A 24,795-nucleotide genomic window follows, 5' to 3' on the forward strand; every position below is an offset into this window, starting at 1 on the left:
CGTCGTGATCAAGTTCGTGCCCGAGCCGCACCTGCTCGAGTCGCCCCGCGGCCGTGACTGGCCGCGCCTGGCCGCACCGGCCTCCGCGGGCCCCGGCGCGGCCCCGGGGAACTCCGCCGACGTCGTCATCGTCGGGGCCGGCCCGGCCGGGCTCGCGGTGGCTTCCGCCCTGTGGCACCACGGCGTCCGCGACGTCGTGGTGCTCGACCGGACCGGCCGCCCCTGCGGGCGGTTCTTCGACCGGATCGACCGCCTCGGGCAGCGGGTGCTGCGCTCGCCGTACGAGCACCACCCCGGGGTCGAGGGGTACCGCGACTGCGAGCTGCTGGACTTCGCCCGGCTGCACTGGTCGCGGCTGACGCGCACCGAGCGGCGCGAGATCCGGATGGCGCAGGCCGGGCACCGCTCGGTCGTCCCGGTCGACGTCTTCGAGGCCTACTGCGACCACCTGGTGACCAGCCACCACGTCGCGGAGAACACGTGGCAGGCGTCGGTGCGCGAAGTGCTGCCGACCGCCGACGCGGTGACGGTGCGCGCGAACCGGTTCACCGTGACCGCGCAGCACGCCGTGCTCTGCCTCGGCGAAGAGCGCCGCGGCGCGCCGGAAGCCTGGTGGGGCGGCGGAACTCCGCCCCCCGGAGTGTCCTATTGGGACGAACCGGTGGCCGGCGGCGCCGGGCGCCAGATCGTGGTCGGAGCCGGGCTCACCGCGGCACACCTGATCACCGGCGCGCTCGAGGCGGGCCGTCAGGTGCACTGGGTGGTCCGGGAGCCCGGCGAGCGCTACCAGTGCGCCGACGTCAACGCGTCCTTCTTCCGCCCGGAGGGCCGGGCCCGCTTCGACGGCGTCGACCGGGCCGGCCGGCTGGAGCTGATGCGCCGCCACCGACGCGCGTCCATCATGTTCGAGTTCCGGCCGCTGCTGGAGCGGGCCGAGGCCGACGGGCGGCTGGTCGTGCACCGCGGCGAGTCTGTGAAGGAGATCGGCGAGGGCGTGGTCTGCCGGCTGGAAAGCGGCCGCCTGGTCGAGGCGGACACCGCCGTGCTGGCCCTCGGGACGACCCCGTCGAGCGGCGCCGGGTTGCTGCCCCCGGACCTGGTGGGGGAGCAGGACGGCTGGCCGGACCTGGACGAGCGGACGCTCCGCTACACCCACGCCCCCCGGGTCTCGGTGGTCGGCGCGGCGGCCGCGCTGATGCTCGGCCCGGCCGCGCGCAACATCGACGGTCACCGCGTGGCGACCGCGCGGGTGGCCGCGGCCGTCGCGCACGGTCTGCGCCACGAACGCGTCCCGGTGGTGGCCGGTGTCTGACACCCGGTTCGCCCTCCCCGGGATCGACGACCCCGGGTCGACCGAGGTGGGCGTCATCCTGCTCGGCCTCGACGCGGAGCGCCTGCTGGCCGGGGTCGGGTTCGCCCGGCTCGCCGACGACCCGGGCCTGGTGACGCAGGCGGTCGACCAGGTCCGCCACGGCGTGGCCGGGTTCGGGTTGCCAGGCTTGGTCGCGGCCGGGTGCGCGCGCTGGCGCGCGGTCCGGGACGCCATCGGCCCCCTGCCGGGGACGTCGTCCCCCGCCGCGCTGCGGGGAGCGTGGGTCGAGGCCGCCGGACGCGTCGCCACTGCCGTTCCCGAGGCCGGCCCGGCCTCGGTCGCCTACTTGACCGCCTGTTCGCTGCGTCGCGGGGAAGTCGACCGGCTGGCGGGCGGAGACGGGGAGCCCGATGTCGTACCTGAAGTCCCTGCCCGCTGAAACGCGCCTGCTGCACGTCTTCGAGGCCTACCCCGGCCCGGCGCGGCCGCTGCTGGACCTGCACGAGCAGGTGATGCGGGCCGAGTCGCCGTTCACCCCCGGCGAGCGCGAGCTGATCGCGGCGTACGTGTCGGGGGTGAACAGCTGCGGCTACTGCCACGGGATCCACACGATCACCGCGGAGGCGTTCGGCGTTCCCGAAGGGCTGCTCGCCGCCGCGGTGCGCGACCTCGAGGCCGCGCCGGTCGACGAGAAGTTCCGGCCGGTGCTGGCCTACGTCGGCAAGCTGACCCGGACGCCGTCCCGGATGACCGACGCGGACGCCGACGCCGTGTTCGCCGCGGGCTGGGACGACCGGGCCCTCCACGACGCGATCCAGGTGTGCGCGCTGTTCAACTTCATGAACCGCGTGGTGGAGGGCATCGGCCTGCGTGCCGACGACGCCTACGCGATGACGTCCGGCCTGCGGCTGCGCGAGATCGGGTACGCGGGCTTGGCGAAGCTCCTCCCCACGGAGCACTGAACCGCCGCACCCGTGGAGACGCTGGCATCCCCCGCCCGGTTGGATGCTCGATCCAGCAGCAGACCCGCCGCCGGCGCCCGCCGGCGGCGGCCGTAGCGCTGGAGGGTGCAGAAATCATGGTCATCGTCATGGCTGTCGATGCCACGGCCGGAGACGTCGAAGCGGTCGTCGACCGGGTCGCGGCGGCGGGCGGCCAAGCCTTCGTCAGCCGCGGGGTGAGCCGGATGGTCATCGGGCTGGTCGGCGAGGTCGACCGGTTCGAAGCCCTCAACCTCGGCGGGATGCGGGGGGTGCGCAGCGTCACCCGGATCTCCGCCAAGTACAAGCTGGTCAGCCTGGAACACCACCGCGAACGGTCCACGGTGCACGTCCGCGGCGTCCCGATCGGCCCGGACACCGTCACCCTGATCGCCGGCCCGTGCGCGGTGGAGACGCCGGAGCAGACCCTGGAGGCGGCGCGGATGGCGCAGGCCGCGGGCGCGACGCTGCTGCGCGGCGGCGCGTTCAAGCCGCGCTCGTCTCCCTACGCCTTCCAGGGGCTCGGCGAACTCGGCCTGAAGATCCTGGCCGACGTCCGGGCCGAGACCGGTCTGCCGGTGGTCACCGAGGTGGTCGCGGCGCACGACGTCGAAATGGTCGCCCACTACGCGGACATGCTCCAGATCGGCACGCGGAACATGCAGAACTTCGGGTTGCTGCAGGCCGTGGGCGAGGCGGGCAAACCGGTACTGCTCAAGCGGGGCATGAGCGCCACCATCGAGGAGTGGCTGATGGCGGCCGAGTACATCGCCCAGCGCGGCAACCTCGACATCGTGCTGTGCGAACGGGGGATCCGTACGTTCGAAACCGCCACCCGCAACACGCTCGACATTTCCGCCGTGCCCGTGGTTCAGCAGCTTTCTCACCTGCCGGTGATGATCGACCCGTCCCATTCCGGCGGGCGGCGCGACCTCGTGCTGCCGCTCTCGCGCGCGGCGGTCGCGGTGGGCGCCGACGGCGTGCTCGTCGACGTCCACCCGCACCCCGAAGAGGCCCGGTGCGACGGCCCCCAAGCGCTGGTCGCCGACGACCTGAGCGTCCTGCAGCGCTCCCTGGAGGACCTCGCCGCGGTCCTCGGCCGGAAGCCGCCGACGTGGTGGAACCGGCGGCTGCTGGCCGGTTGAGAAACCGCCGTCCTCAGGTCCGCACGCTCGAATGTTCCGCGCCGGAAGGAAAACCGGCCAACTTGTGATGACAGTTTCCCTCGATCCCCGCGGAGATGCCGTGCCGATCAAGCCGAAGCACACGATGTACCAGACCACCCTGCTCGACGCCGAGCCGGACGCGGTGTGGACCGAGGTCCGCGACGTCCTGAAAGTGGTGAAGATCCTGTTCGGGGACACAGTGGGAAACCTGCAGTGGGTCGAGGGCGGGACACCGGACCGGGTGCCGGCGCGCTACGAGTTCACGATGCTGCAGAACCAGGGTCTCGTGCAGCAGGAGGTCGTCGGCCGCAACGAGGTGGACCGGTCCCTCACCTACCGCACGGTGGCGCCGGTGCTGTGCCTCTACGACTACGTCGCCACCTACCGCGTCTTCCCGGTGACCAACGACCCCGGCCGCAGCTTCCTGGAGTACCGCCGGGAGTTCATGGTCACCGACGACGCCGCGCCGGAGATCGTGGGGGCGCTGATGACCATGATGGAGAACCAGATCAGCGTCGTGCGGGACTACTTCGCCTGAGCGGGGCACGAGCATGCCGACCACAGTGGACCGCGGTTCGCCGTCCGGCGGCTTTCCCTTCCTGGACGTCGCCGCACCCGGGTTCGGCTTCGGCGCACCGGAGGTGGCCGAGGCCCAGGCAAGGAACTGGTACGCGGAGAGCCCGGTCGGCCTGCTCGTCCTGCGCTACGCCGAGGCGCACGCGTTGCTGCGCGATCAGCGGCTCGACCACAACGGCATGCGTTTCATGGAGATGAACGGCATCACCGGCGGGCCGATCCACGACTGGTTCGTCCCGATGATCATGAACCGCGACGGGGCGCACCACCGCCGCCTGCGCGGCCGGGTGAGCAAGGCGTTCACGCCGAAGGTGATCGCCGGGCTGCGGCCGTTCATCCGGACCGGTGCGCGGCAGCTCGCCGAGCGCCTGGCTTCGAGGGGGGAGTGCGAGTTCATCGAGGACTTCGCCAACCCGCTGCCGCTCGGGTGATGAGCGAGATGCTCGGTGTACCGCCGGAGGACCACGGTGTGTTCCACACCTGGACTTCGGACATCGGCCTGGTGTTCAGCCTCGCGCACGGCGGCGACGTCGTGGCGCGCGTCGAGTCCGCGCTGGTCGGGCTGAACGGGTACATCGACTCGCTGATGGTCCGGCGCCGGACCGCGCCGGAGGGCGATCTGCTGTCCGCGCTGGTCGCCGCCCGGCGGGACGACCCGCTGATCAGCCCGGACGAGGTGCGCAACCTTATGTCACCATGGTGTTCACCGCACACGACACGACTCGTCACCAGCTCGCGAACGCGATGGTCGCGTTCGCCGGCCACCCGGAGCAGTGGCGCCTGCTGGGCAGCCGGCCCGAACTGGCGGACCAGGCCGTCACCGAAGTGATGCGCTGGCTGCCGTCCTCGCCGACGATCCACCGGTTCGCCGCGGAGGACTTCCAATACCAGGACCTGCCCATCACCGAGGGCACCTTCTTGACCATGTGCGTGACGGCCGCCCAGCGCGACCCACGCGCCTTCCGCGACGGCGCGGCGTTCGACATCACGATCGCCCGCGAGGCCCCGCTCTTGCAGTTCGGCGCCGGACCACACCACTGCCTCGGCGTCGCCCTGGCCAAGGCCGAACTGGCCGAGGCCCTGCCGGCCCTCGCCACCCGGCTGGGCCCGCCGGCCGTCGACGGCCCCTTCACCTGGCGCCCCCGAGCGGCATCCACGGGCCGAACACGCTCCCGCTGCGCTTCAGCTGATGCGCGGCTGCGGCTGCCCTGCCGGGGCACCGGGGCGACGGGCGCCACCGTCGGGAACATCGGTTTCGCACAGACAACCGGTCCCGCACTCCAGCCGGGGTGCGGGACCGGTTGCCTTCGGGTTCGCCTACGCGCCGCCCGGCTGGTGGCGGGCTTCCGCGTCCGCGCCGATCGTCTACGCCGCCCCGTGGCGGCGCGGACGATCGGCCAGGGAACTCACCGCAGCTGGACGCCGGTGCCGTCGAGGGCGGACAGGAACTCACCCTTGCCGATGGCCGCGGCCACCCGCTCGATGTCGTCGGCCATGTAGCGGTCCTGCTCCAGCGTCGGCACCAGCGAGCGGATCTTGTCGTAGGTCAGCCGCGAAGCCGGGCTGAGCCCCGCGAGGCGCCCGGACACGTCGACCGCCTGCGCCGCGGCCAGGAACTCGACCGCGAGAATGTAGGTGTTGTTCGACAGCACCCGGCGCGCGTTGCGGCCGGCGATCAGGCCCATGCTGACCACGTCCTGGTTGTCACCGTTGGACGGAACGCTCTGGGTGCTGGCCGGGCCGATGGTCCGGTTCTCCGCGACCAGCGCGGTGGCCGGGTACTGCGCGCCCGCGAACCCGCAGTTGAGGCCCGGGTCGGTGGCGACGAGGAACTCGGGCAGGCCGGACAGGTACCGGTTGAGCAACCGGTTGGTGCGGCGCTCGGAGAACACGCCGAGCTGGGTGAGGGCGATCGTGACGAAGTCCAGCACGAACGCGACCGGCTGGCCGTGGAAGTTCGCGCCGTGGAAGATTTCCTTGCCCTCGAAGAAGAGCGGGTTGTCGTTCGAGGAGTTGAGCTCGGTCTCGATCGTCTCCGCCGCGTGGTAGAGGGTGTTGCGCACCGCACCGACGACCTGGGGGATCGCGCGCAGCGTGTAGGCCTTCTGCAGGTAGACGTCGGTGCGCGAGACGTCCCCGCCGGTCTGCTGCTCCGCGGCCTGGCGGCGCAGGTCGGCGTGGTCGACCGCGAGTGCGCTGCCGCGCATCAGTTCCCGCATGTTGGCCGCGGTGTCGATCTGGCCGCGGTGCGGGCGGGCGATGTCGTGGCCCTCGGCCTGGAACGGGCTGGTGGAGCCCTGCATCGTCTCGACGACCAGCGCGGTGACCAGCTCCGCCTGGCGCACCTGGTCCAGCGCGCGGCCGACCACGAGCGCGCCGAGGCCGGTCATCGCGGAGGTGCCGTTGATCAGCGCCAGGCCCTCCTTGAACTTCAGGTCGAGCGGGGTGATGCCGTGGCCGGCCAGGACCGGGCCGGTGCTGGTCTTGCCACCGCCGCCGAGCACGTAGCCCTCGCCGATGACCGTGGACGCGATGTGCGCGAGCGGGCCGAGGTCGCCGCTGGCGCCCAGCGAGCCGATCTCCGGGATGGCCGGGACGATCCCGAGGTTGAGGTAGAGCGCGAGCCGCTCGAGCAGCTCGGGCCGCACCGCGGAGTAGCCCTTGGCCAGCGCGTTGAGCCGGGCGGCCAGGATCGCGCGGGCCTCGTCCTCGGCGAAGATCGGGCCGACGCCCGCGCTGTGGCTGCGGACCAGGTTCGTCTGCAGCTCGGTCTCCTTGGACACGTCGACCAGCATGTAGATCATTTCGCCGTAGCCGGTCGTGACGCCGTAGACGGGGACGCCGTCCCGGACCGTGTCCTCGAACATCACCCGGCTGCGCGCGGCCCGGTCCAGGGCGGAGGGCGCCACCTTCACCGGCGCCCGGTCCTCCGCTACCCGCCGGATGCCTGCGATGTCGAGTTTGTAGCCGTCGAACTCCAGCGAAGGCGTCGTGCTGTCAACAGGGGCCACGCTTCTCACCCAATCCTGGTTTCGGGAACTGGTTGTACTCCGCTCGGCGAGCCGGACCGGGCCGAAAGGCCCGCGATCGTGGGGTCGGCGAGGAACTCCCGCACCGGCACCTCGATGCCCACCCGCTCGCGAATCCGGCTGAGCAGGACGGGCACGAGCAGCGAGTGACCGCCGACGGTGAAGAAGTTCTCGTCCGCGCCCGCCGGTGCGGCGCCGAGCACGCCGGACCAGACCGCGGCGAGCGCGTTGTCCACTGTGGACCAAGGAGTCCCGGCGGCCGCTGCCGCGGTGGCGGGCGCCTGCAGCAGGCGGCGGTCCACCTTCCCGCCGAGGTTGCGGGGCAGCCCGAGCACAGTGTGGAACGACAGGGGGTACTTCGACCGGCCGAACCTCGCCCGCAGCGCGGCGCGCCAGTCACCGGCGGAGCCGAGCGCCGCGCCCGTTTCGTCCCGCGCGGGCACGACGTGGGCGACCAGGCGGCTCACCAGCCCGTCGGCGCCCGCGACCGCGGTGACTGCGCACTCGGCGACGGACTCGCACCCGGCGAGCGCGGTCTCGAGGTCGGTGAGCTCGACGCGGACGCCCTGGAACTTCACCTGCAGGTCCTGCCGGCCCAGGAACTCCAGCGAGCCGTCCCAGCGGCGGCGGCCGAGGTCACCGGTCCGGTAACACCGGACGGGTGCGATGCCGTGCGCCGCCGGCTCGGTCGGCGGCTCGAAGGCCGCGCGCTCACCTGCCGCCGCACCGGTGTACCCGCTCGTGACGTAGGGGCTCAGGACGACGATCTGCCCGGTGACGCCGGTCGGGCACGGGGAGTCCTGGTCGTCGAGCACGAGGACCTGCCGGCCCGGGATCGGCCGGCCGATCGGCACGACCCCCGCCGTCTCGCCCGTGACCTCGTGCCAGGTCGCCAGGATCGTCTCGGTGGATCCGTAGAGGTTGACCAATCGGGCCCCGGGCAGCAGCGTGCGCGCCGCGTTCGCGAGCTCGCCAGGCAGCGCCTCGCCGGCCAGCAGGAGGTGGTCGACGGCAATGAGCGAGCCGGCCGCGTCGTCGGCCGCGACGGCCTTGAGGATCTCCCTGGCGAAGGTGGGCACGGTCTGGAACGCCGTGATCCGCTCGGTGGCCAGCCAGCCGGCCATCTTCTCCGGGTGCGCCCTGATCCGGTCGGGTACCAGGCACAGCGTCGCACCCGCGGTCAGCGCGGCGAAGGTCTCGACGAGGGCGGCGTCGTAGCCGGCGGCGGCCCACTGCGCGAGCCGGGAACCCGGACCGATGCCGAACTCGCCGGCGAACCAGCCCACGAACTGCGCGAGGCTCGCGTGGGTGGTGGGAATCCCCTTGGGCCGGCCCGTCGAGCCGGAGGTGTAGGCGACGTAGGCGCGTGCGTCCGGCCGGGCGCGCACGGGGACCACCGCACCGGGTTCGCCGAGATCGCCGGTGTCCAGCACCCGGCCACCCAGGTCGTCGCGGAACCACCCGGCGAGGTCGTCGTCTCCCGCGTCGCCGTGCACGAGCAGGCAGACCGGCCGCAAGTCGGCGAGGACGGCCCGGCCGCGCTCTCCCGCGTCGCCGGTGCCGAAGCACACCAGGTGCGCGCCCGCGTCGACGACCCCGAGCAGCGCCGCGACCTGGTGCGCTCCCTGGGGCAGCCGCACCGCGACCGCTGCGCCGTCGACGGGACCACGGCGCAGCAGCGCACGGGTGACCGCGCCCGCGGCGGCGACCAGTTCGCCGTAGCTCATCGTCACGTCGCCCAGGGAGACGGCCGGTGCGTCCGGGTGCGCTTCGGCGAACGCGTGTATTCGTGCGCTCACAATGGTTTCGGAGCCCGCGCCGGTGGTCAGGTCCGCGGCGCGGGTGGCGGCGCGGAGCCGGGCCGGAGGCACGAGCGGCAGGTCGCCGACCGGCCGGTCCGGCCGGTCGAGCGCGGCGGCGAGCAGCGTGTGGAGCTGGTCGAGGAGCCGGCGGACCGCGTCCGGGCCGAACAGGCTCGCGCGGTAGGCGAGCGAACCGGTGACGGCGTCGCCGACCCGGTGGACGGTCAGCGTGAGGTCGGCCGTGACCGTCGTGTGGTCCACCGCGACGGCGTGGACCTCGGTGCCGGCCAGGCGGAGCGGCGGCCGCGCCGCGGGCACCAGCACCGCGTCCACCAGGGGGGTCCGGCGTGGGTCGCGATCGGTGCACACCGCCCGCACCACCCGGTCGAACGGGACGTCCGCGTTGGCACGGGCGGTGCGCGCGGTGGCCGCGACCCGGCGCAGGTGCGCACCGAACGCCGGCCCGTCCGCGAAGTCGGCGCCGAGCACGACGAGGTTCTCGAACACGCCGACCTGCCCGGCATCGGCCGGCCTGCGGATGTCGACCGGCATGCCGACCGACACCCGGGCCGCGCCGCTCAGCCGGTGCAGCAACACCTGGAACGCGGCGAGCAGCACGACGTCGTCCGTGGTGTCCTCGGACTCGGCGAGGGCGGAGACCGCGGAGCCGACACCGTCCCACGCGAACTCCAGGACGCCGCCCGGGCCCGCGGGACCGTCCCGGTCCGGCCGGTCGGTGGGCAGGTTCAGCGGCGGAGGCGGCGGCGTGAGCGCGGAGGTCCACCAGTCGAGTGCGCGGCGCGCTTCCGGTGCCTCGACGCGGTCTCGTTGCCATCGCGCGAAGTCCGTGTACTGTTCGGCGGGCAGCGGGGGCAGTGCCGGCCGCCGGCCCGCGACGATCGCGTTGTAGCACTCGGACAGCTCGGTGAGCAGGATGGCCGCGGACCCGTGGTCCACGACGGCGCGCTGAGCGGCCAGCACCAGCAGGTGCTCGCCGGGACCGGCCGCGACGGCGGTGAGCCGTACGGGTGGCCCGGTGTCGAGCCGCACCCCGTCGTCCAGCCCCGCGGCGCCCGGCTCCGTGCCGGCCACGACGCGCAGTGCGGAGGCCGCCTCGGCGCTGATCCGCCGCAGCGGAACGCCGTCGGGTGCGATCAGCGTCGTGCGCAGTGCTTCGTGCCGGTCCGCGAGGACGCGCCACGCGTCTCGCAGGGCCTCGAGGTCGAGCGGGCCGGTGACCTGGTGGGCGAACCGGATCGCGGGCGTGTATCCGTCCACTTGCGACAGATACCACCAGTCGTCTTGTGCGGGTGAGGTGGTGGAAAGGGAAACGTTCGAGTCGAGCGCCATTTTCCTCACCCGGCCTCCGTTTCGTCTGCTGGCTGCGGCGATCGCGGCGCGGAGCATGGGTCCGCGCTTGCCCTGCGATCCAGAATCACACTCGCCGGTTCGCCGCCGCATCTCCTGTCATGCGCCGCGATGAGCGCACGTGTCTCCTGCAGTACAAGGAGAAAGGTCGGCCAGTCCCTGTTCAGGACCGGCCGACCATCTACATCGGACTAATTCGGCTCGGGGTGTTCTTGTGCCGTTGCGCGAGTCGTGCCGCTCAGCGATAGGGCTTGCGAGCGGCGATGATCACGTAGCCGACCTGATCCTTGCGGGGAGCGAAGAAGCCGTGGTGCTGCTCGGCGAACTCGGTGAGCGCCGCCTCGCCGAACTTGGCGGCGATCTCCTGGCGGCGGGCCAGCGCGGCCTCGATGTACTTCGCCTTGCGGCCGAGCACCCGGGGTCCGCACTGGGTGAACTCCTCGATCTGGAACCCGGCGGCACGCAGGTGCTCGCACCACTCCTCGAGACTCGGCAGCCTGCTCAGCCGCAGCGTCTCCATGAACTTCGCCAACCGGTCCGGCGGGCCGGGCGCGCCGGCGCTGAAGTCCGAGAACGACAGCCGCCCGCCCGGCCGCAGCACCCGGTAGAGCTCCCCGATCACCTGGGCCAGGTTCGGCGCGTTCTGCAGCGACTCGAGCGCGAGCACGGCGTCGAACGTGCCCGCCGGGTACTCCAGCGCCATGAAGTCGCCGTACTCGAAGGTCACCAGGTCGCCGGCCTCGCTCGCCAGCGCGCGTTCGGTGGCCCGCTCGACCTCGAACCGGCTGACGGTGACACCGGTGACCCGTGCGCCGAACCGTTCGGCCATGCCGATCGCCGTCGTGCCGGGGCCGCAACCGGCGTCGAGCACCGACTCGCCGGGCCGCAGCCCGAGCGTGTCGGTGACCTTCCTGGTGATCCGGCCGACCGCCTCGGCCAGCGGGGCACTGTCCTCGCGGTCGTAGAAGTACCACATGTGCAGCTGGCCATCGCGGAACTCGTCGCCGATGGGAGAACGCTCGTCATAGTGCTTGCCGATCTCGGCCGCTTCGGCGGCATCGTCACCCATTGCGGTCATTCGGCACCTCAAACGCTTCCGTCTAGTCCGGGGACAACACTGACTTCTTCAGCACCTGCTGGAACCGCGACACCATGTCCCGCACCGTGCTCGCTTCGAAAAGGTTGCTGTTGAACTGCATCTGGCCGATCATCTCGTTGCCGGCCGGGTCGATGTCGAGTGTCCACAAAGCACCGTCTGGGATGTCCGTGCTCACCGCGGCGGGCAGCAGGCGCTTGCGGATCTCGGAGTACTCCAGATCGCCGACCCGCTGGGCGGCCATCACGAACGGGAACTGGAAGACCTGGAACGCGACCACCGCGGCGTCGTCGGCGGCGTAGGGCGCACCGAGCTCCGGCGCGTCCGACAGGAGCCGGAGGAAGGGGATCTGCCGCGTGAGCGCGCCGATGCAGGTTTTGCGCGTCCGCTCGACGACCTCGCGGAAGCTGCCGCAGCCGGTCAGGTCCGTCCGAAGCGGAACGAGATTGAAGAACGAGCCGATCGTCTCCTCGAACCGGGGCCGGCCCCGGCCCGACATGATCGTGGTGACGGTGATGTCGTCGTTCCCGGTGATCTCCTGCAGCAGCACCTGGTACGCGGCCAGCAACACCATGAACGGCGAGCTGCGCATCGACCGCGCCAGCTCGAGCGTCGCGGCCGTCACGTCCGGGGCGACCAGGTAGCGCTCCACCGAGGTGTTCTTCGGCAGGTTGTCGGAGCGACGGAAGTCGGTGGGGACCGCGGTGATCTGGGCGTCGGCGAGCTTGTCCAGCCAGAACTCGCTCGGCTTGGCCAGTGCCTCGTCGGTCGTGGTGGTCGACTCCCAGCGCGTGTATTCCTGGTACTGCCTGACCTCCGCAAGGTCGGGTGCGCGGTGCTCGCTCCTGGCCGCGTAGCACTCCGCGAGCTCCTTGATGATCAGCTGCATCGACCAGCCGTCGGCGACCGTGTGGTGCGCGATGAGGGCGAGCACCGAGTCGTGGTCGTCGAACCGGCCGAGCACGGCGCGCAGCAGCGGCAGCTCCCGGATGCTGTACTCGTCGGCCTCGATCTCGATCAGCAGTTCCTCGGCGGCCCGGTCCCGGTTGTCCCGCGCGATGCCGGTGAGGTCGCGGACGACCAGCTCCGGCGAGCTGGGTTCGTGGATCCGCTGGTGCTTGGGCTCAGCGTCCCGGACCACCTCGGTGCGCAGCACCTCGTTGCGGGCGACCACGTCGTCCAGCGCGCCCTGCAGCAGGCGGAGGTCGACCGCGCCACGGACGCGCCAGCCGTACACGATGTGGTAGCGGGGGCCGAAGGGGCCCTCGTCGTCCCCCTTGTCGAACATGCACATGAATTCCTGGTTGACCGAAAGCGGGATCCGCCCCGCGCCCGCCGACTCGTCTGTCATCGCTCCACCGTTCGGTTCCACTTTGGACTGGCTCACGCCTGGTAAGGGCTCACTGTGACCGGAATGCCGTTGAACACCGCGTTGCCGGACGGAACGTCCACGACGAACTCGTCGGTGAGCGCGTTCGCGTTGACGCCGGTGGTCGCCACCGCGACCCGCTGCCGTCCGCCGGCGTGCCCCCACCCGTGCGGAAGGCTCACCACGCCGGGCCTGATCGCGTCGTCGGTCTCGACGTCGACGACCAGCTCTCCCTTGGCCGAGCGCACGACCGCGCGGTTGCCGAGCGCGAACTTCGCCACGTCGGCCGGATTGACGTGCAGCGTGCAGCGGTTGCTGCCGCCGACGAGCGACTCGACGTTGTGCAGCCAGCTGTTGCTGGAGCGCAGCTGGCGCCGTCCGACCAGCACGACCTCCGGCGGGGGCTCGGCAAGGCGCGCACGGAGCCTGGCGAGGTCGTCGACGATCGCCGGCGGGGTGAGTTCGACCCGGCCGGACGCCGTGCACACGATCTCCTTGAGCCGCGGTTCGAGCGGACCGAGGTCGATCCCGTGCGGGTTCGCCTTGAGCTCGGCCAGGGACAGGCCGTGGCCGCCGAACTTGAGCATGACGTCCAGGAGCAGCTCCGGGCCGTTGTCGCCGTCCAGCGTGGCCCGCAGGACCACCGGATCCATGCCTTCAACCGGCGAGCCGGGCATCCGGACGGCGCCGTCGAGCAGCTGGCCGATGATCATCTCGTCGACACCGGACGGATCGGCCGCCGCGCCGGCGCCGGCCGCGATCAGTGTCAGCCGGCCCATGATCTCGGCCTCGGACCGCTGGTCGGGGTCCAGCGGCAGCACCGGCGGGGAGTACCGGGCGTAGTTGCGGACCGTGACGATCGACAGCAGGAAGTCGTAGTGCGGCATCTGCATGATGCGTGGCGGCGGCAGGATGACGTCGGCGTGCTTGGTCGTCTCGTTGAGGTACGGATCGACGCTGACCATGAAGTCGAGGTGCTCGAGCGCCCGGTCGAGCCGGGGACCGTTGGGCGCGGCGAGGACCGGGTTGGCGGCCAGCGTGATCAACGCCCGGACCTGGCCCTCGCCGGGCGTCTCGATCTCGTCGGCCAGCGTGGCGGCGGGCAGCTCGCCGAGCGCCTCCGGCAAGCCGCGGACCCGGCTGTGGAAGTTCCCGGCCTGGAAGGGCTGGCCGGTGCGGTACACCTCGAGCGTTGCCGGCCGGGCGTACATGGCGCCGCCGGCCGAGTCGAGGTTGCCGGTCAGGATGTTGATCACTTCGACGAGCCAGTGGGCCAGCGTGCCGAACTCCACCGTCGACGCGCCGATGCGGGCGTACACGACGGCTGTCGGCGCCGCCGCCAGCTCACGGGCGATCCGGACGATGTCCTCGGCCGGCACTCCGCAGATTCTCTCCGCGACCGGCGCGGGGAACTCCGCGGCCAGGTCACGCAGCTCGTCGAGGCCGTTGACCTCCAGCGTGACGGTGGCCAGGTTCTCGGTGAGCAGCGTGTCGACGATGGCGAGCAGCAGGCAGGGATCGGTGCCCGGCCGGATGGCGAGGTGGTCGTCGGCGAACGCGGCGGTCCTGGTGCGGCGCGGGTCGACCACGACGAACTTGCCGCCGCGCGCCCGCAGTTCCTTGAGGCGGCGGGGGTAGTCCGGCGCCGCGGCCAGCGATCCGTTCGACTCCAACGGGTTCGCGCCGACGATCAGCAGGTAGTCGGTGCGGTCGAGGTCGGGCACCGAGATGGCGAACGGGTCGCCGTACATGTGGCCGACGGCCACGTGCTTCGGCATGTGGTCGAGCGTGCCGGACGAGTAGACGTTGCGGGTGTTCAGCGACTGGATCAGCGGCATCCGGTACAGGAAGCCGGCCATGGTGTGGTAGGTCGGGTTGCCGAAGAAGACGCCGACGGCGTCTCGGCCGTGTGTCTCGGTCACGGCGGCGAAGCCACGCTCGACCTCGGCGAACGCCTCCTCCCACGAGACCTCGCGCCACTCGTCGCCGGTGCGGATCATCGGCAGCCGCAGGCGGTCGGGGTCCTCGTCGATCCGGCCGAGGCTGGCGCCCTTCGGGCAGATGAAGCCCTTCGAGAACGGGTCCTCGCGGTCGCCCTTCACGGTCGTGACGTGCCCGGCGTCGTCGAGGTTCAGCCGCAGCCCGCAGACTGCCTGGCAGAGGGGACAGGTGCGGTGCGCGGTGGTCATCGACACTCCAGGATGGTTGCGTGCTGTGCCGGCCGCGCCCGTCGGAACCGTTGCCGGAACGGATGTCCGATGGTGGTGCACGACCGCGAGTGGCCCCGGCGTCCGGCGCTGCCGGGACCACTCAGGTCCTTCACGTCCGTCGTGGACACCGGTCGATCATTCGGCCTTGTGCGCCACGACGAGCACGTAGCCGATCTCCTTCAGCCGTCCTGCCGGGTCGCGGACGACGTCGAGCAGCGGGATGATCTCCTCGGAGTAGCGGGCGACCAGTTCGTCGTACCGCTCGTCGACCGTCTCGTTCATCCGCACCCCGGTGCGGTGGGTCTGGGCGCTGATGTCCTTCAGCTCCCGCAGTTCCAGGCCCGACCTGGCGATCACCTCGCGGTACTCGTGCTCCAGCAGGAACGGGCTGAACGCGTTCGTCGCCTCGTGCTCGCGCACCAGTGCGAGATCGTGCTCGTTCGGCTGGGCGTTGAGGTAGATGTCGCCGATGACGACCCGGCCGCCCGGCTTGAGCACCCGGTTGACCTCCTTGAGGGCCGCGAGCCGGTCCAGGTGCGGCAGCGTCTCGAACACCCACACGATGTCGAACGAGTCGTCGTCGTAGGGCATGTCGAGAGCGTCGGCCGTGTCGAACGTGACCCGGTCGCCGAGACCGAGCTCGGCCGACCGGCGGTTGGCCTCGGTCACCTGGGCGGCGTTGTTCGACAGGCCGACGACCGTCACCCCCGGCGACTGCCCGGCCAGCCGGAAGACCGGGAGGCCGATGCTGCAGCCGACGTCGAGCAGCCGGGCGCCGGAGGTGTCCCCGGACCGTTCGATGACCAGGTCGGTCAGCTTGTCGCACGCTTCCCGGTTGGAGCTGGAGTCCTCGTCGGTTTCCCAGTAGCCGTGGTGGAAGTTCTCGTCCCACAGCTCGGCGAAGATCTCGTTGACGACGTCGTAGTACTGGTCGGTCTCTTCGGCGTCCGGGATGCCGCGGTCCTTGTTGCTCATGTCAGCTCCATAACTGGTCGGGCGACGACCGTCATGCGGCCTTGGGCGGCGCGGCCGGCGTGTAGGTGTCCTCGAACACCGGCTCGACGCCGGGCGGCGCCTGGTACACGTAAGGCTGCTGGCTCTCCTTCGACGGCCCGCGCAGCGACTTGAGCAGCACGCGAAGGATGAAGCCGGGCTTCATCAGCGACTCCTGCGGCGCCATCAGACCGGCCACCTGGTAGTACTTGGCGGTGATGTCGCGGTCGTGGGTGGCGGCGATCTGGATCTTCTTCAGGAACCAGTTGGCGAACTTGAGCTTGAGCGGCCGCTCGCCCTTCACACCGGGGAAGCTCAGGTCGACGGTGTTGGTCAGGTCCCAGGACGCGTCGATGGCGTCCGCCGCCAGATCGTGGAAGTAGTCCAGCGGCACCGGAGCCGCGCCGCTGTGCAGGTGCTGGCGCATGGTCATCGCGCACAGCGCCGCGACGCTCATGCCCTGGGCGTACACCGGGTTGAAGCAAGTGACCGCGTCTCCGGTGACCAGCAGGTTGTCCGGGAAGCGGGTCAGCTTCTGGTAGTGGCGGCGCAGGGTGGTCGGGAACCGGTACAGAACCGGCTTGTCGACGGGGTCGGCGTAGCGGAGCGTCTCGTAGACGTCCTTGGCCGGCAACGACTTGAGCCACCGGTAGAGGCCGTCCTGGTCGGCGGGAGGGTGGTCGCCGAGCAGACCGTACGTGGTCAGCTCCAGCTGCCCGTCGCTGGTCTTGAAGAAGACGTTGCCCCGCGGGTTGGCCGGGTACGCGATCTGGTTGATGGCCACGTCGCCCTGGAAGGGGTCCGCGCCGGGACGCAGCTTGTAGTGCTGCGTCACGTAGACCAGGTCGATCTTCTTGCGCTCTTCCTCCGGGCGCTCGTAGCCGAGCTGCTCCAGCCAGACCGGAGTCCGCGAGCCGCGCCCGGTCGCGTCGACGACGAGGTCGGCGTCGATGACCTTGTCGCTCTTCGCGCCGCGGGCCTGCACCCGGGCGCCGATGACCTTGGTCTTGTCCGGCGTCGTGACGATACCGACGATGTCGTGCTGCTCGACGAAGACCACGTTGGGGATGGCCTGGACCCGTTCACGGATGTAGAACTCCAGCACCGGCCGGAGCACACCGAGGGTGATCAGGTCGCCGTCTTTCTGCGCGAGCCGGTTGCCCTGGGCGTACCAGCGGCAGCTGCCGGACAGGTCACCCCGGGGGATGCCGTCGTCGACCAGCTGCTCGACGATCCCGGGGAACAGCTCCTCCATGATGTGCACGCCTCGGGCGAGCAGGCCGTTCGCCTGGTAGCTCAGCGGCAGGGTCTTCCGTGGTCCCCGCAGGCCGACGATCTTGTCCCGGTCCACGATCTGGACCTCGTCGTAGGCGTCCGCGAGGACCCTGGCCGCGAACAACCCGGCAATGCTGCCACCGAGCACCACCGCGCGGGTCCCAGACTCCTGGCCCATCGCGGTCACCTCCTTGTCACGTGGGTTGACATTCCTGAACGGGCGATCACTCATGGCCGTCACACCGGGAAGGAACTGACCAGGCCGCCGTCGACGCCGAGGTCCTGACCGGTGATGAAGGAGGCACGTTCGGACAGCAGGAAAGCCACCGCCTCGGCGACGTCCTCGGGCTTGCCGAGCCTGCCGAGCGGGTGGAGGCCGCGGATCATCTCCCGGGCCTGTTCGACCGGAGCGACCTCGTCGAACATGTCGGTCTCGATGAACCCGGGGCTGACGGCGTTGACGCGGATGCCCCGGCCGGCCAGATCGGCGGCGAGCGAGCGGGTCAGGTTCGTCACGGCGGCCTTCGTCGCGGCGTACACCGACGCCGGTCCCATGCCGCGGTGGGCGAGGCAGGTGCCGTTGACCACCACGGCGCCCGCGCCGTCGAACAGTGTCAGCGCTTTCTGGATGGTGAAGAACGCGCCCTTGAAATTGATGCCGACGACGCGGTCGAAATCAGTTTCGGTGACCAGCGCGCTCGGGGCGGAGAAAGACACGCCCGCATTGGCGAAAATGCCGTCCAGCCGGCCGAAGCTGTGCTGGATCCGGCCGATCAGTTCGTCGATGTCCTCGGTGTGCGACACGTCGGTCGCCACCGCCAGAACCCGTTCGCCCGTGGGATCGAGCTCCTTCGCCGCGGCGTCGACTTTCTCGACGCGGCGGCCGGCGAGGACCACATTGGCCCCGAACTCGACAAGTCGCCTCGCGGTGGCGAGGCCGATGCCGCTCCCGCCGCCGGTTATGAGAACGGTTTTACCGTCGAATTCAGCCATGCAGCCAGCCTCACACCCGCCGACCTGCGCTTGCATCTCCCGCATTGCGGGTTCGTGAGCACAGTGGACGAATGCGAGGCCGGCCGCGGCTCAGCGGATCGGGCGGAAGGACAGGTGGGTGACCGCGGGGGAGCTGACCACCGCGGCCTGCTCCAGCTTGACGTCGGGGCCGAGGTTGTCGAACAGCCGTTGCCCGCCGCCGGTGAACGCCGGCACGACGTGGATCGTCACCTCGTCGACCAGTCCGGCCTTGAGGAACTGCTGGGGGACGTCCGCACCGCCCATCACGCGGACATCCTTGTCGCCTGCCGTCTTCGTGGCCAGTTCGTAGGCGCTCTGGATGTTGTCGACGAACGTGAACGGCTTGCCTTCCGCGAGGCCCTCCTCGTGGACGCTGTGCGACACGACGAAGACCGGCGTCTTGCCGTGCGGCCCGCCGTCGCCCCAGTACTTGAGGCTGTTGTCGTAGGTCCGCCGCCCGCAGATCAGGGCGCCGAGGTTCTTCTCGGACTCGTCGATCAGGCGCGTGTCCTCTTCGGTGCTGTGCAGGTACCAGTCGTGCAGCACGTCACCGCCCGCGCCGAGACCGTCTTCCGGGTTGTCGTCGGGACCGGTGACGTACCCGTCCAATGACACCGAGATATCGATGACTACTCGTCCCACTGCGTTTCTCCAGTTCGTGATGGTAGGGCCGCGCCGTCCGTTCCGGACATGGCGGCGGAAATCCAGCGACGTCACGACACGTTACCCGCCGATACGCATTGCGTACGGCGACGTGACCGTACTTCCCTCGTCCGTGCGCTGCCGCGAACGGAACTGCGCAATTTCGGAGAAATCCCGGCTCGCCGAGCCGGCGCGGGTGGGCCGGCGTGATCGCGACCGCATCCGTGAAGAACTGCCGGCAACCGGCGGCGGCAGAATGGAACTTCCGCGAGCGAGGTCTCATCGAGAGGATGTCCGATGGCCGAACCGGAGCACGGTCCCGCCGGCCCTTCCAGTGCGGGGTCGCGTCCGTTGAACGGCGCGGAGTACCTGGAGAGCCTGCGCGACGACCGCGAGATCTACCTCTACGGCGAACGTGTCAAGGATGTCACCGCGCACCCCGCGTTCCACAACCCGGCCAGGATGGTGGCCAGGCTCTACGACGCGTTGCACGACCCGAAGACCAAGGACGTCCTGACCTGTCCGACCGACACCGGCAGCGGCGGGTACACGCATCGCTTCTTCACCACCCCGCACAGCGCCGAGGACCTCGTCGCCGACCAGAAGGCCATCGCGGCGTGGTCGCGGATGAGCTACGGCTGGATGGGCCGCAGCCCCGACTACAAGGCCGCGTTCCTCGGCACGCTCGGCGCGAACGCCGACTTCTACGCGCCCTACCAGGACAACGCGCGGCGCTGGTACAAGGAGTCGCAGGAGAAGGTCCTCTACTGGAACCACGCGATCGTGCACCCGCCGGTGGACCGCAACCGCCCGGCGGACGAGGTGGCCGACGTGTTCGTCCACGTGGAGAAGGAAACCGACAGCGGCCTGATCGTCAGCGGCGCCAAGGTGGTGGCCACCGGGTCGGCGCTGACGCACTACAACTTCATCGCCCACTACGGCCTGCCGATCAAGGACCGCAAGTTCGCACTGGTCGCCACCATCCCGATGGGCGCGGCCGGCATGAAGCTGATCTGCCGGCCGTCCTACGCGGCGACCGCCGCGGTGATGGGCAGCCCGTTCGACTACCCGCTCTCGTCCCGGCTCGACGAGAACGACACGATCCTCGTGCTGGACAAGGTGCTCATCCCTTGGGAGAACGTGTTCATCTACGGGAACCTCGGCAAGGTGCAGCTGTTCACCGGCCGGTCCGGCTTCCCGGAGCGGTTCACCTTCCACGGCTGCACCCGCCTCGCGGTAAAGCTCGAGTTCATCGCCGGGCTGCTGGCCAAGGCCGTGGAAGTGACCGGTGTCAAGGACTTCCGTGGTGTGCAGACCCGGCTCGGTGAGGTTCTGGCCTGGCGCAACCTGTTCTGGGGCCTGTCCGACGCCGCCGCACGCAACCCGGTGCCGTGGACGGGAGGAGCCGTACTGCCCAATCCCGCGTACGGGCTCGCCTACCGGTGGTTCATGCAGATCGGGTACCCGCGGGTCAAGGAGATCGTCGAGCAGGACATCGCCAGCGGCCTGATCTACCTCAACTCGAGCGCGGACGACTTCAAGAACCCGGAGATCCGGCCCTACCTCGACAAGTACGTCCGCGGTTCCGGCGGGACCGAGGCGGTCGACCGGGTCAAGCTGATGAAGCTGCTGTGGGATGCCGTGGGCACCGAATTCGGCGGGCGCCACGAACTGTACGAACGCAACTACGCCGGCAGCCACGAGAACACCCGCATCGAGCTGCTCTCCGCGCAGCTCGCCGGCGGTGAGGTCGACGGGTACAAGGCGTTCGTCGAGCAATGCATGGCCGAGTACGACCTGGACGGTTGGACCGTCCCCGACCTGTCTTCGTTCGAGCACATGCGCGACATCCGCAACGGCATGATCAACGGCTGACGCGCCACCGAGCAACCTGGAACAAGACACCGGTCGACCGCGGTGGAATCTTGTGCAGTACATCACAAATCGTCGCACATCACTGGGGATCAGATGCTGAACAGGCGAAAGCTGTTGGTAGCCGGGGGTGCCGCCGTCGGTAGCGCCCTGCTCCTCCCGAAAGGCCTCAAGGACCCGTCCGCATCGGCGAGCGGCATCACCCCGATCGGGGATCCGCACGGGCCCAAGCTCTACGACCGCACGGTGCGCCCGCACGTGAAGGTTCCCGAGTTCACCGTGCCGATGCCCGTGCCGCGGGTGCTGAGCCCGTTCAAGGGCGACCCGGACATCGACTTCTACCGGGTGCCGATCAGGCCGGCGAACGTCGAGGTCCTCCCCGGCGTGCAGAGTCCGCTGCTGACCTACGACGGCGGCTTCGTCGGCCCCACGATCAAGGCGAAGACCGGGCGGCCGGTGTCGGTCACGTTCACCAACCAGCTGTCCGAGGCGGCCAACGTGCACCTGCACGGCGGCCACGTCCTGCCCCAGGACGACGGGCACCCGATGGACGTCATCGCCCCCGGTGGCTCGCGCAGCTACGCGTACCCGAACACCCAGCAGGGCGCCACGCTGTGGTACCACGACCACAGCCACCACAACGAGGCGCGGCACGTCTACCACGGACTGCACGGCTTCTACCTGATCGAGGACCCGGCCGAGCAGAGCCTCGGCCTGCCGAGCGGGCAGTACGACGTGCCGATCATGCTGCGCGACGTGCTGATCGACGAGAGCGGCAACCTGGTGGACGGCGCCGAGCCCGACCAGGTGAACACGTTGCTGGCCAACGGAAAATCGCAACCCTACTTCCAGGTCGCGGCCCGCAAGTACCGCTTCCGGCTGCTGAACGCGGCGATCCACCGCCAGTTCAATCTGAACCTCGGCGGCGTTCCGATGATCCAGATCGCCTCGGACGGCGGCCTGCTGCCGGCGCCGGTGTCGCGCACGGAAATCCAGCTCACCGCGGCCGAGCGCGTCGAGATCGTCGTGGACTTCTCCCGCTTCCCGGTCGGCACCCAGATCGTCCTGGGCGACACCATCGGCCCGGTGCTCCGGTTCGACGTCGTGCGCACGGCGAGCGACACCAGCCGGGTGCCCAGCACGCTGCGGCCGCTGCCGGCGCTGCCACGCGCAACGGTCACCCGGGACATCCGGCTGTCCTTCGACGTCTCCGGCCCGGTCCCCGTCGGCCTGATCAACGGCAAGCCCTACGACCCGGCGCGCGCCGACATCCAGATCAAGCGCGGCACCACCGAGATCTGGAACGTGACCAACGCGGACCCGATCGAGTTCGACGCCGCGCACAACTTCCACATGCACCTCGTGCAGTTCCGCGTGCTGTCGCGGGACGGCGGCCCGCCGACGCTGAACGACATGGGGCGCAAGGACACCGTGTCGCTGCCGCCGACCAAGTCGGTGCAGGTGCAGGCCACCTTCGGCGACTACCTGGGCCGCTACGCCTACCACTGCCACTTCCTGGAGCACTCGGCGCTGGGGATGATGGGGCAGATGGAGATCGTGGCCTAGCGCCGTCGTCCGTGACCGAGTCCAGCGGGGGTGCCGACGTCCATCGACGCCGGCACCCCTTCGCTTTGGTGCCGCCACGATGACGGTGCGCCCGTCCGTCGCCACCCCTTGTGTTCACCACTTTTCCCGTGCTGCTGCTTGCGCACGCTGGGAGGGGACGTGGTGAAAGACCGGTGTGACGATGGGAACTGAGCGTTATGTCCGATTTCACCGACTGGAGCAACGGATGAGCCGACGAGGCGACCCCCGCGCCGTGCTGTCCGTAGCCGACCTGTCCGGCGCGTGCGATGTCCTGCGTCTCTCATTCCGCAAGGAGCAACAATGACACTCAACATCGAGGACGTCGACGACCTGAAGGCGCCGGAGCCGGAGCGGCCGCGAACTCCGCAGGCCAAGGCTCCGTCGAAGCCGTTCTGGCGGCGCCCGTGGATCCTGCCGCTGTTCGCCATCACCGCGTTCTGGCTGTACATGCAGATCGAGCCGGTCGCCGGGGTGCCGGAGGACCAGCTGCAGATTCCGCCGCACGAGAACTTCCCCGCCTACTACCCGCTGCTGATCACGCACATGGCCTTCGGCACGGTGACGGTGCTGACGGTGTGCCTGCAGCTGTGGCCGTGGCTGCGGATCAACCACCCGAAGTGGCACCGGGTGAGCGGCCGGCTCTACATCGTCGGCGCGGTGGTCGCCGCGATCTCGGGCCTCATCATCGTGTGGTGGGCGCCGATCCCGGGACAGCTCGGCGGCGCGGCCATGTTGCTGTTCTGGCTCGGCATCACCACTGCCGCGTACGTGACGGTGCGCCGCAAGAACTACGTGCTGCACCGCCGGTTCATGCTGTACAGCTTCGCCGTGCCGGCCAACAACTTCCTGGCCTTCTTCACGTACCTCGCGATCGACAAGTTCCAGATCCAGATCGACTTCGCGTACTTCCTCGAGTACGCGCGCTGGGTGCCGTGGGTCCTCAACCTGATGCTGATCCAAGCATGGCTCTACCACACCGAGAAGCGCCCGGTGACGGGGCCGTCCGCCGTGAGCTCGCGGCGCTGACCGACACCGGATTGTTTTGGCTCGACTGGAGGATATTATGCGCCGAAGTCGGTTACTTGCCGCGGCCTCGCTCGCCACAGTTGTTTCGCTCGCCCTGGTCTCGTCCGGGACCGCCGTCGGCGTGCCGGCGAGCGCCCGGAAGATCGTCATCAACACCCTGTTCTCCATCTACGACTTCCCCGGCCTCGACACCACGCTGATCAAGCGCGGCAAAGAGTTCGAGAAGGCGCACCCGCAGTACAAGGTGAACGTGAAGTTCTCCTACTACCAGCGGTTGCCGGAGGACGTGGAGAAGGCGGCGTTGGCGGGGGAGACGCCCGCCATCGCCTCCTACAACATCTCCGGCACCCAGTTCGCGCTGGACACGCTCGACCAGAACGGCAAGCCGGCGTTCACGCCGGTCGGCAAGGCGATCGCCGGCCGCAAGAAGATCCTCGGTGAGCCGGTCGTCGTCGACGACCTGGTGCCGGCCGGTCGCCGCTACTACAGCAAGGCGGGCGACCTGTTCGCCATGCCGCTGAGCCTGTCGACCCTGCAGCTGTACGTCAACAAGACACTGCTGGACAAGGCCGGCGTCAAGACGATTCCGCGCACCTACGCGGAGATGAGTGCGACGTGCGCGGCGCTCAAGAAGCTCCCCGACGGCCCGAAGAGCTGTGTGGCCTTGGCGAACGAGGGCAAGCTCTACATGCAGGCGCTGGCGCAGCAGGGCGTGAACTTCACCGACAACGCCAACGGGCGCTCCGGGCGGGCGACGACCGTCGACCTCAACTCGCCCGCCCTCGTCGACTACACCACGTGGTGGCAGCAGATGTACCGCGACGGGAACTTCCTCTACTCCGGTCAGATGGAGGACTGGCCCGGCACCTTCGGGGCTTTCGCCTCGCAGGAGGTGGCGTTCACGGTCACCTCGTCGTTCGCGATCAACTACGGCGTCGACGCGGCGAAGGCGGCGAACTTCGAGTTCGTGGTCGCTCCCTCCCCGGCCAAGCGGGTGCCTTACGCGGGCGCGTGGCTCGGCGGTGAAGGCATGTACCTCGCCGCCGGTCTCGACGACGCGACCCGGGACGGCGCACTCGCGTTCATGCAGTTCGTGAACAACCCGAAGAACGGCGCCGAATGGCACCGGGTCTACGGCGCGTCCCCGGTGACCAACGGCGCCTACAAGGAGCTGAAGGCCGAGGGTTACTACCAGGAGCACCCGCAGCACCTGGCGACCGTCGAGCAGATCAACGCGACCACGACCGTCTCGGGTGGACAGAGCCCGCTGGTCGGTGGCTTCGCGGGGATCCAGCAGGCGCTGATGCGTGCCGTCGACGACATCCTCGAGAAGAACGCCGACCCGTTGGAGCGGTTGACCAGAGCGGACTCCATCGCCCAGGAACTGCTGACCGACTACAACGACCACTGCGTCGGACCGGGCCTGCGCCCGACGACCTGTTTCCTGCTGGACAGTTGAGCGGACCACGTGGGGCCGG

21 protein-coding genes are annotated in these 24,795 nt (G+C 70.1%); 12 read left to right on the plus strand and 9 right to left on the minus strand.

Annotation, left to right across the window (positions count from 1 at the left end; all coding sequences use genetic code 11):
• Nucleotides 1-4: 4 nt before the first annotated feature.
• The 8 genes from ABZ342_RS26555 (at nt 5) to ABZ342_RS26590 (ending at nt 5,534) form a co-directional block, all read left to right on the plus strand.
• Nucleotides 5-1,312 carry an NAD(P)-binding protein gene (locus ABZ342_RS26555; RefSeq protein ID WP_360478174.1) on the plus strand — a complete coding sequence of 436 codons (1,308 nt, stop codon included), beginning with the start codon at nt 5-7 and terminating at the stop codon, nt 1,310-1,312.
• Entirely contained in the window at nt 1,305-1,751 is a 447-nt protein-coding gene (locus tag ABZ342_RS26560; RefSeq protein ID WP_360478177.1) for a DUF6187 family protein, read from the plus strand. Before ABZ342_RS26555 ends, ABZ342_RS26560 begins: the two co-directional genes overlap by 8 nt.
• Nucleotides 1,723-2,274: a peroxidase-related enzyme gene (locus tag ABZ342_RS26565; protein ID WP_360478180.1), complete on the plus strand. Its 552-nt coding sequence runs from the start codon at nt 1,723-1,725 to the stop codon at nt 2,272-2,274. The genes ABZ342_RS26560 and ABZ342_RS26565 overlap by 29 nt, the downstream gene beginning before the upstream one ends.
• Before the next feature lie 128 nt (nt 2,275-2,402).
• The gene (gene aroF / locus ABZ342_RS26570) at nt 2,403-3,437 is read left to right on the plus strand and encodes a 3-deoxy-7-phosphoheptulonate synthase (RefSeq protein WP_360478183.1); all 1,035 of its coding nucleotides are present in this window, start codon (nt 2,403-2,405) and stop codon (nt 3,435-3,437) included.
• Between the two features lie 100 nt (nt 3,438-3,537).
• Complete coding sequence (locus ABZ342_RS26575) at nt 3,538-3,996, plus strand: SRPBCC family protein (protein WP_360478186.1); 459 nt, start codon at nt 3,538-3,540, stop codon at nt 3,994-3,996.
• A gap of 13 nt (nt 3,997-4,009) precedes the next feature.
• Nucleotides 4,010-4,465, plus strand: coding sequence for a hypothetical protein (locus ABZ342_RS26580; RefSeq protein WP_360478189.1), 456 nt, complete (start codon nt 4,010-4,012; stop codon nt 4,463-4,465).
• Nucleotides 4,465-4,863, plus strand: coding sequence for a hypothetical protein (locus ABZ342_RS26585; RefSeq protein ID WP_360478192.1), 399 nt, complete (start codon nt 4,465-4,467; stop codon nt 4,861-4,863). The genes ABZ342_RS26580 and ABZ342_RS26585 overlap by 1 nt, the downstream gene beginning before the upstream one ends.
• On the plus strand, nt 4,863-5,534 hold the full coding sequence (locus ABZ342_RS26590) for a cytochrome P450 (RefSeq protein ID WP_360478283.1): 672 nt from the start codon (nt 4,863-4,865) through the stop codon (nt 5,532-5,534). The genes ABZ342_RS26585 and ABZ342_RS26590 overlap by 1 nt, the downstream gene beginning before the upstream one ends.
• On the opposite strand, the gene cmdF is transcribed toward ABZ342_RS26590, so the two are convergent.
• The 9 genes from cmdF to ABZ342_RS26635 form a co-directional block, all read right to left on the minus strand.
• Nucleotides 5,441-7,045: a tyrosine 2,3-aminomutase gene (cmdF, locus tag ABZ342_RS26595; protein ID WP_360478195.1), complete on the minus strand. Its 1,605-nt coding sequence runs from the start codon at nt 7,043-7,045 to the stop codon at nt 5,441-5,443. The two genes, ABZ342_RS26590 and cmdF, sit on opposite strands and share 94 nt — an antisense overlap.
• 5 nt (nt 7,046-7,050) lie before the next feature.
• Entirely contained in the window at nt 7,051-10,326 is a 3,276-nt protein-coding gene (locus tag ABZ342_RS26600; RefSeq protein ID WP_360478198.1) for an AMP-binding protein, read from the minus strand.
• A gap of 145 nt (nt 10,327-10,471) precedes the next feature.
• Nucleotides 10,472-11,311: a methyltransferase domain-containing protein gene (locus tag ABZ342_RS26605; protein WP_360478201.1), complete on the minus strand. Its 840-nt coding sequence runs from the start codon at nt 11,309-11,311 to the stop codon at nt 10,472-10,474.
• 22 nt (nt 11,312-11,333) lie between these two features.
• On the minus strand, nt 11,334-12,680 hold the full coding sequence (locus tag ABZ342_RS26610) for a condensation domain-containing protein (RefSeq protein ID WP_360478204.1): 1,347 nt from the start codon (nt 12,678-12,680) through the stop codon (nt 11,334-11,336).
• 32 nt (nt 12,681-12,712) lie between these two features.
• Complete coding sequence (locus ABZ342_RS26615; RefSeq protein ID WP_360478207.1) at nt 12,713-14,887, minus strand: molybdopterin-dependent oxidoreductase; 2,175 nt, start codon at nt 14,885-14,887, stop codon at nt 12,713-12,715.
• A gap of 156 nt (nt 14,888-15,043) precedes the next feature.
• Nucleotides 15,044-15,883: a methyltransferase domain-containing protein gene (locus ABZ342_RS26620; RefSeq protein ID WP_360478210.1), complete on the minus strand. Its 840-nt coding sequence runs from the start codon at nt 15,881-15,883 to the stop codon at nt 15,044-15,046.
• A gap of 31 nt (nt 15,884-15,914) precedes the next feature.
• The gene (locus ABZ342_RS26625; protein ID WP_360478213.1) at nt 15,915-17,354 is read right to left on the minus strand and encodes an FAD-binding monooxygenase; all 1,440 of its coding nucleotides are present in this window, start codon (nt 17,352-17,354) and stop codon (nt 15,915-15,917) included.
• Nucleotides 17,355-17,413: 59 nt separating this feature from the next.
• The gene (locus tag ABZ342_RS26630) at nt 17,414-18,205 is read right to left on the minus strand and encodes a glucose 1-dehydrogenase (RefSeq protein WP_360478216.1); all 792 of its coding nucleotides are present in this window, start codon (nt 18,203-18,205) and stop codon (nt 17,414-17,416) included.
• Nucleotides 18,206-18,259: 54 nt separating this feature from the next.
• Nucleotides 18,260-18,907, minus strand: a complete 648-nt coding sequence (locus tag ABZ342_RS26635) for a dihydrofolate reductase family protein (protein WP_360478219.1) — start codon at nt 18,905-18,907, stop codon at nt 18,260-18,262.
• Between the two features lie 222 nt (nt 18,908-19,129).
• Here ABZ342_RS26635 and ABZ342_RS26640 point away from each other — a divergent pair, with 222 nt between their 5' ends.
• From ABZ342_RS26640 to ABZ342_RS26655, 4 genes are all read left to right on the plus strand, one after another.
• The gene (locus ABZ342_RS26640; RefSeq protein ID WP_360478222.1) at nt 19,130-20,707 is read left to right on the plus strand and encodes a 4-hydroxyphenylacetate 3-hydroxylase N-terminal domain-containing protein; all 1,578 of its coding nucleotides are present in this window, start codon (nt 19,130-19,132) and stop codon (nt 20,705-20,707) included.
• Nucleotides 20,708-20,800: 93 nt separating this feature from the next.
• Nucleotides 20,801-22,270: a multicopper oxidase family protein gene (locus ABZ342_RS26645; RefSeq protein ID WP_360478225.1), complete on the plus strand. Its 1,470-nt coding sequence runs from the start codon at nt 20,801-20,803 to the stop codon at nt 22,268-22,270.
• Between the two features lie 321 nt (nt 22,271-22,591).
• On the plus strand, nt 22,592-23,317 hold the full coding sequence (locus tag ABZ342_RS26650; RefSeq protein WP_360478228.1) for a DUF2306 domain-containing protein: 726 nt from the start codon (nt 22,592-22,594) through the stop codon (nt 23,315-23,317).
• Nucleotides 23,318-23,354: 37 nt separating this feature from the next.
• Nucleotides 23,355-24,776, plus strand: a complete 1,422-nt coding sequence (locus ABZ342_RS26655; protein ID WP_360478231.1) for an extracellular solute-binding protein — start codon at nt 23,355-23,357, stop codon at nt 24,774-24,776.
• The last annotated feature ends 19 nt before the right edge of the window (nt 24,777-24,795 follow it).

Origin of the sequence: Amycolatopsis sp. NPDC005961 (assembly GCF_040629235.1) — a bacterium.
Classification (GTDB): Bacteria; Actinomycetota; Actinomycetes; order Mycobacteriales; family Pseudonocardiaceae; genus Amycolatopsis; species Amycolatopsis camponoti.

Bases quoted from the DNA above. Each gene is read 5' to 3' on its own strand.
- ABZ342_RS26600 (WP_360478198.1), bottom strand. From the start codon at position 10,326: ATGCGGCGGCGAACCGGCGAGTGTGATTCTGGATCGCAGGGCAAGCGC.
- ABZ342_RS26650 (WP_360478228.1), top strand. From the start codon at position 22,592: ATGACACTCAACATCGAGGACGTCGACGACCTGAAGGCGCCGGAGCCG.
- ABZ342_RS26585 (WP_360478192.1), top strand. From the start codon at position 4,465: ATGAGCGAGATGCTCGGTGTACCGCCGGAGGACCACGGTGTGTTCCAC.
- ABZ342_RS26580 (WP_360478189.1), top strand. From the start codon at position 4,010: ATGCCGACCACAGTGGACCGCGGTTCGCCGTCCGGCGGCTTTCCCTTC.
- ABZ342_RS26625 (WP_360478213.1), bottom strand. From the start codon at position 17,354: ATGGGCCAGGAGTCTGGGACCCGCGCGGTGGTGCTCGGTGGCAGCATT.
- ABZ342_RS26610 (WP_360478204.1), bottom strand. From the start codon at position 12,680: ATGACAGACGAGTCGGCGGGCGCGGGGCGGATCCCGCTTTCGGTCAAC.
- ABZ342_RS26590 (WP_360478283.1), top strand. From the start codon at position 4,863: ATGCGCTGGCTGCCGTCCTCGCCGACGATCCACCGGTTCGCCGCGGAG.
- ABZ342_RS26615 (WP_360478207.1), bottom strand. From the start codon at position 14,887: ATGACCACCGCGCACCGCACCTGTCCCCTCTGCCAGGCAGTCTGCGGG.
- ABZ342_RS26645 (WP_360478225.1), top strand. From the start codon at position 20,801: ATGCTGAACAGGCGAAAGCTGTTGGTAGCCGGGGGTGCCGCCGTCGGT.
- ABZ342_RS26620 (WP_360478210.1), bottom strand. From the start codon at position 15,883: ATGAGCAACAAGGACCGCGGCATCCCGGACGCCGAAGAGACCGACCAG.
- ABZ342_RS26655 (WP_360478231.1), top strand. From the start codon at position 23,355: ATGCGCCGAAGTCGGTTACTTGCCGCGGCCTCGCTCGCCACAGTTGTT.
- ABZ342_RS26640 (WP_360478222.1), top strand. From the start codon at position 19,130: ATGGCCGAACCGGAGCACGGTCCCGCCGGCCCTTCCAGTGCGGGGTCG.
- ABZ342_RS26565 (WP_360478180.1), top strand. From the start codon at position 1,723: ATGTCGTACCTGAAGTCCCTGCCCGCTGAAACGCGCCTGCTGCACGTC.
- aroF (WP_360478183.1), top strand. From the start codon at position 2,403: ATGGCTGTCGATGCCACGGCCGGAGACGTCGAAGCGGTCGTCGACCGG.
- ABZ342_RS26605 (WP_360478201.1), bottom strand. From the start codon at position 11,311: ATGACCGCAATGGGTGACGATGCCGCCGAAGCGGCCGAGATCGGCAAG.
- ABZ342_RS26630 (WP_360478216.1), bottom strand. From the start codon at position 18,205: ATGCAAGCGCAGGTCGGCGGGTGTGAGGCTGGCTGCATGGCTGAATTC.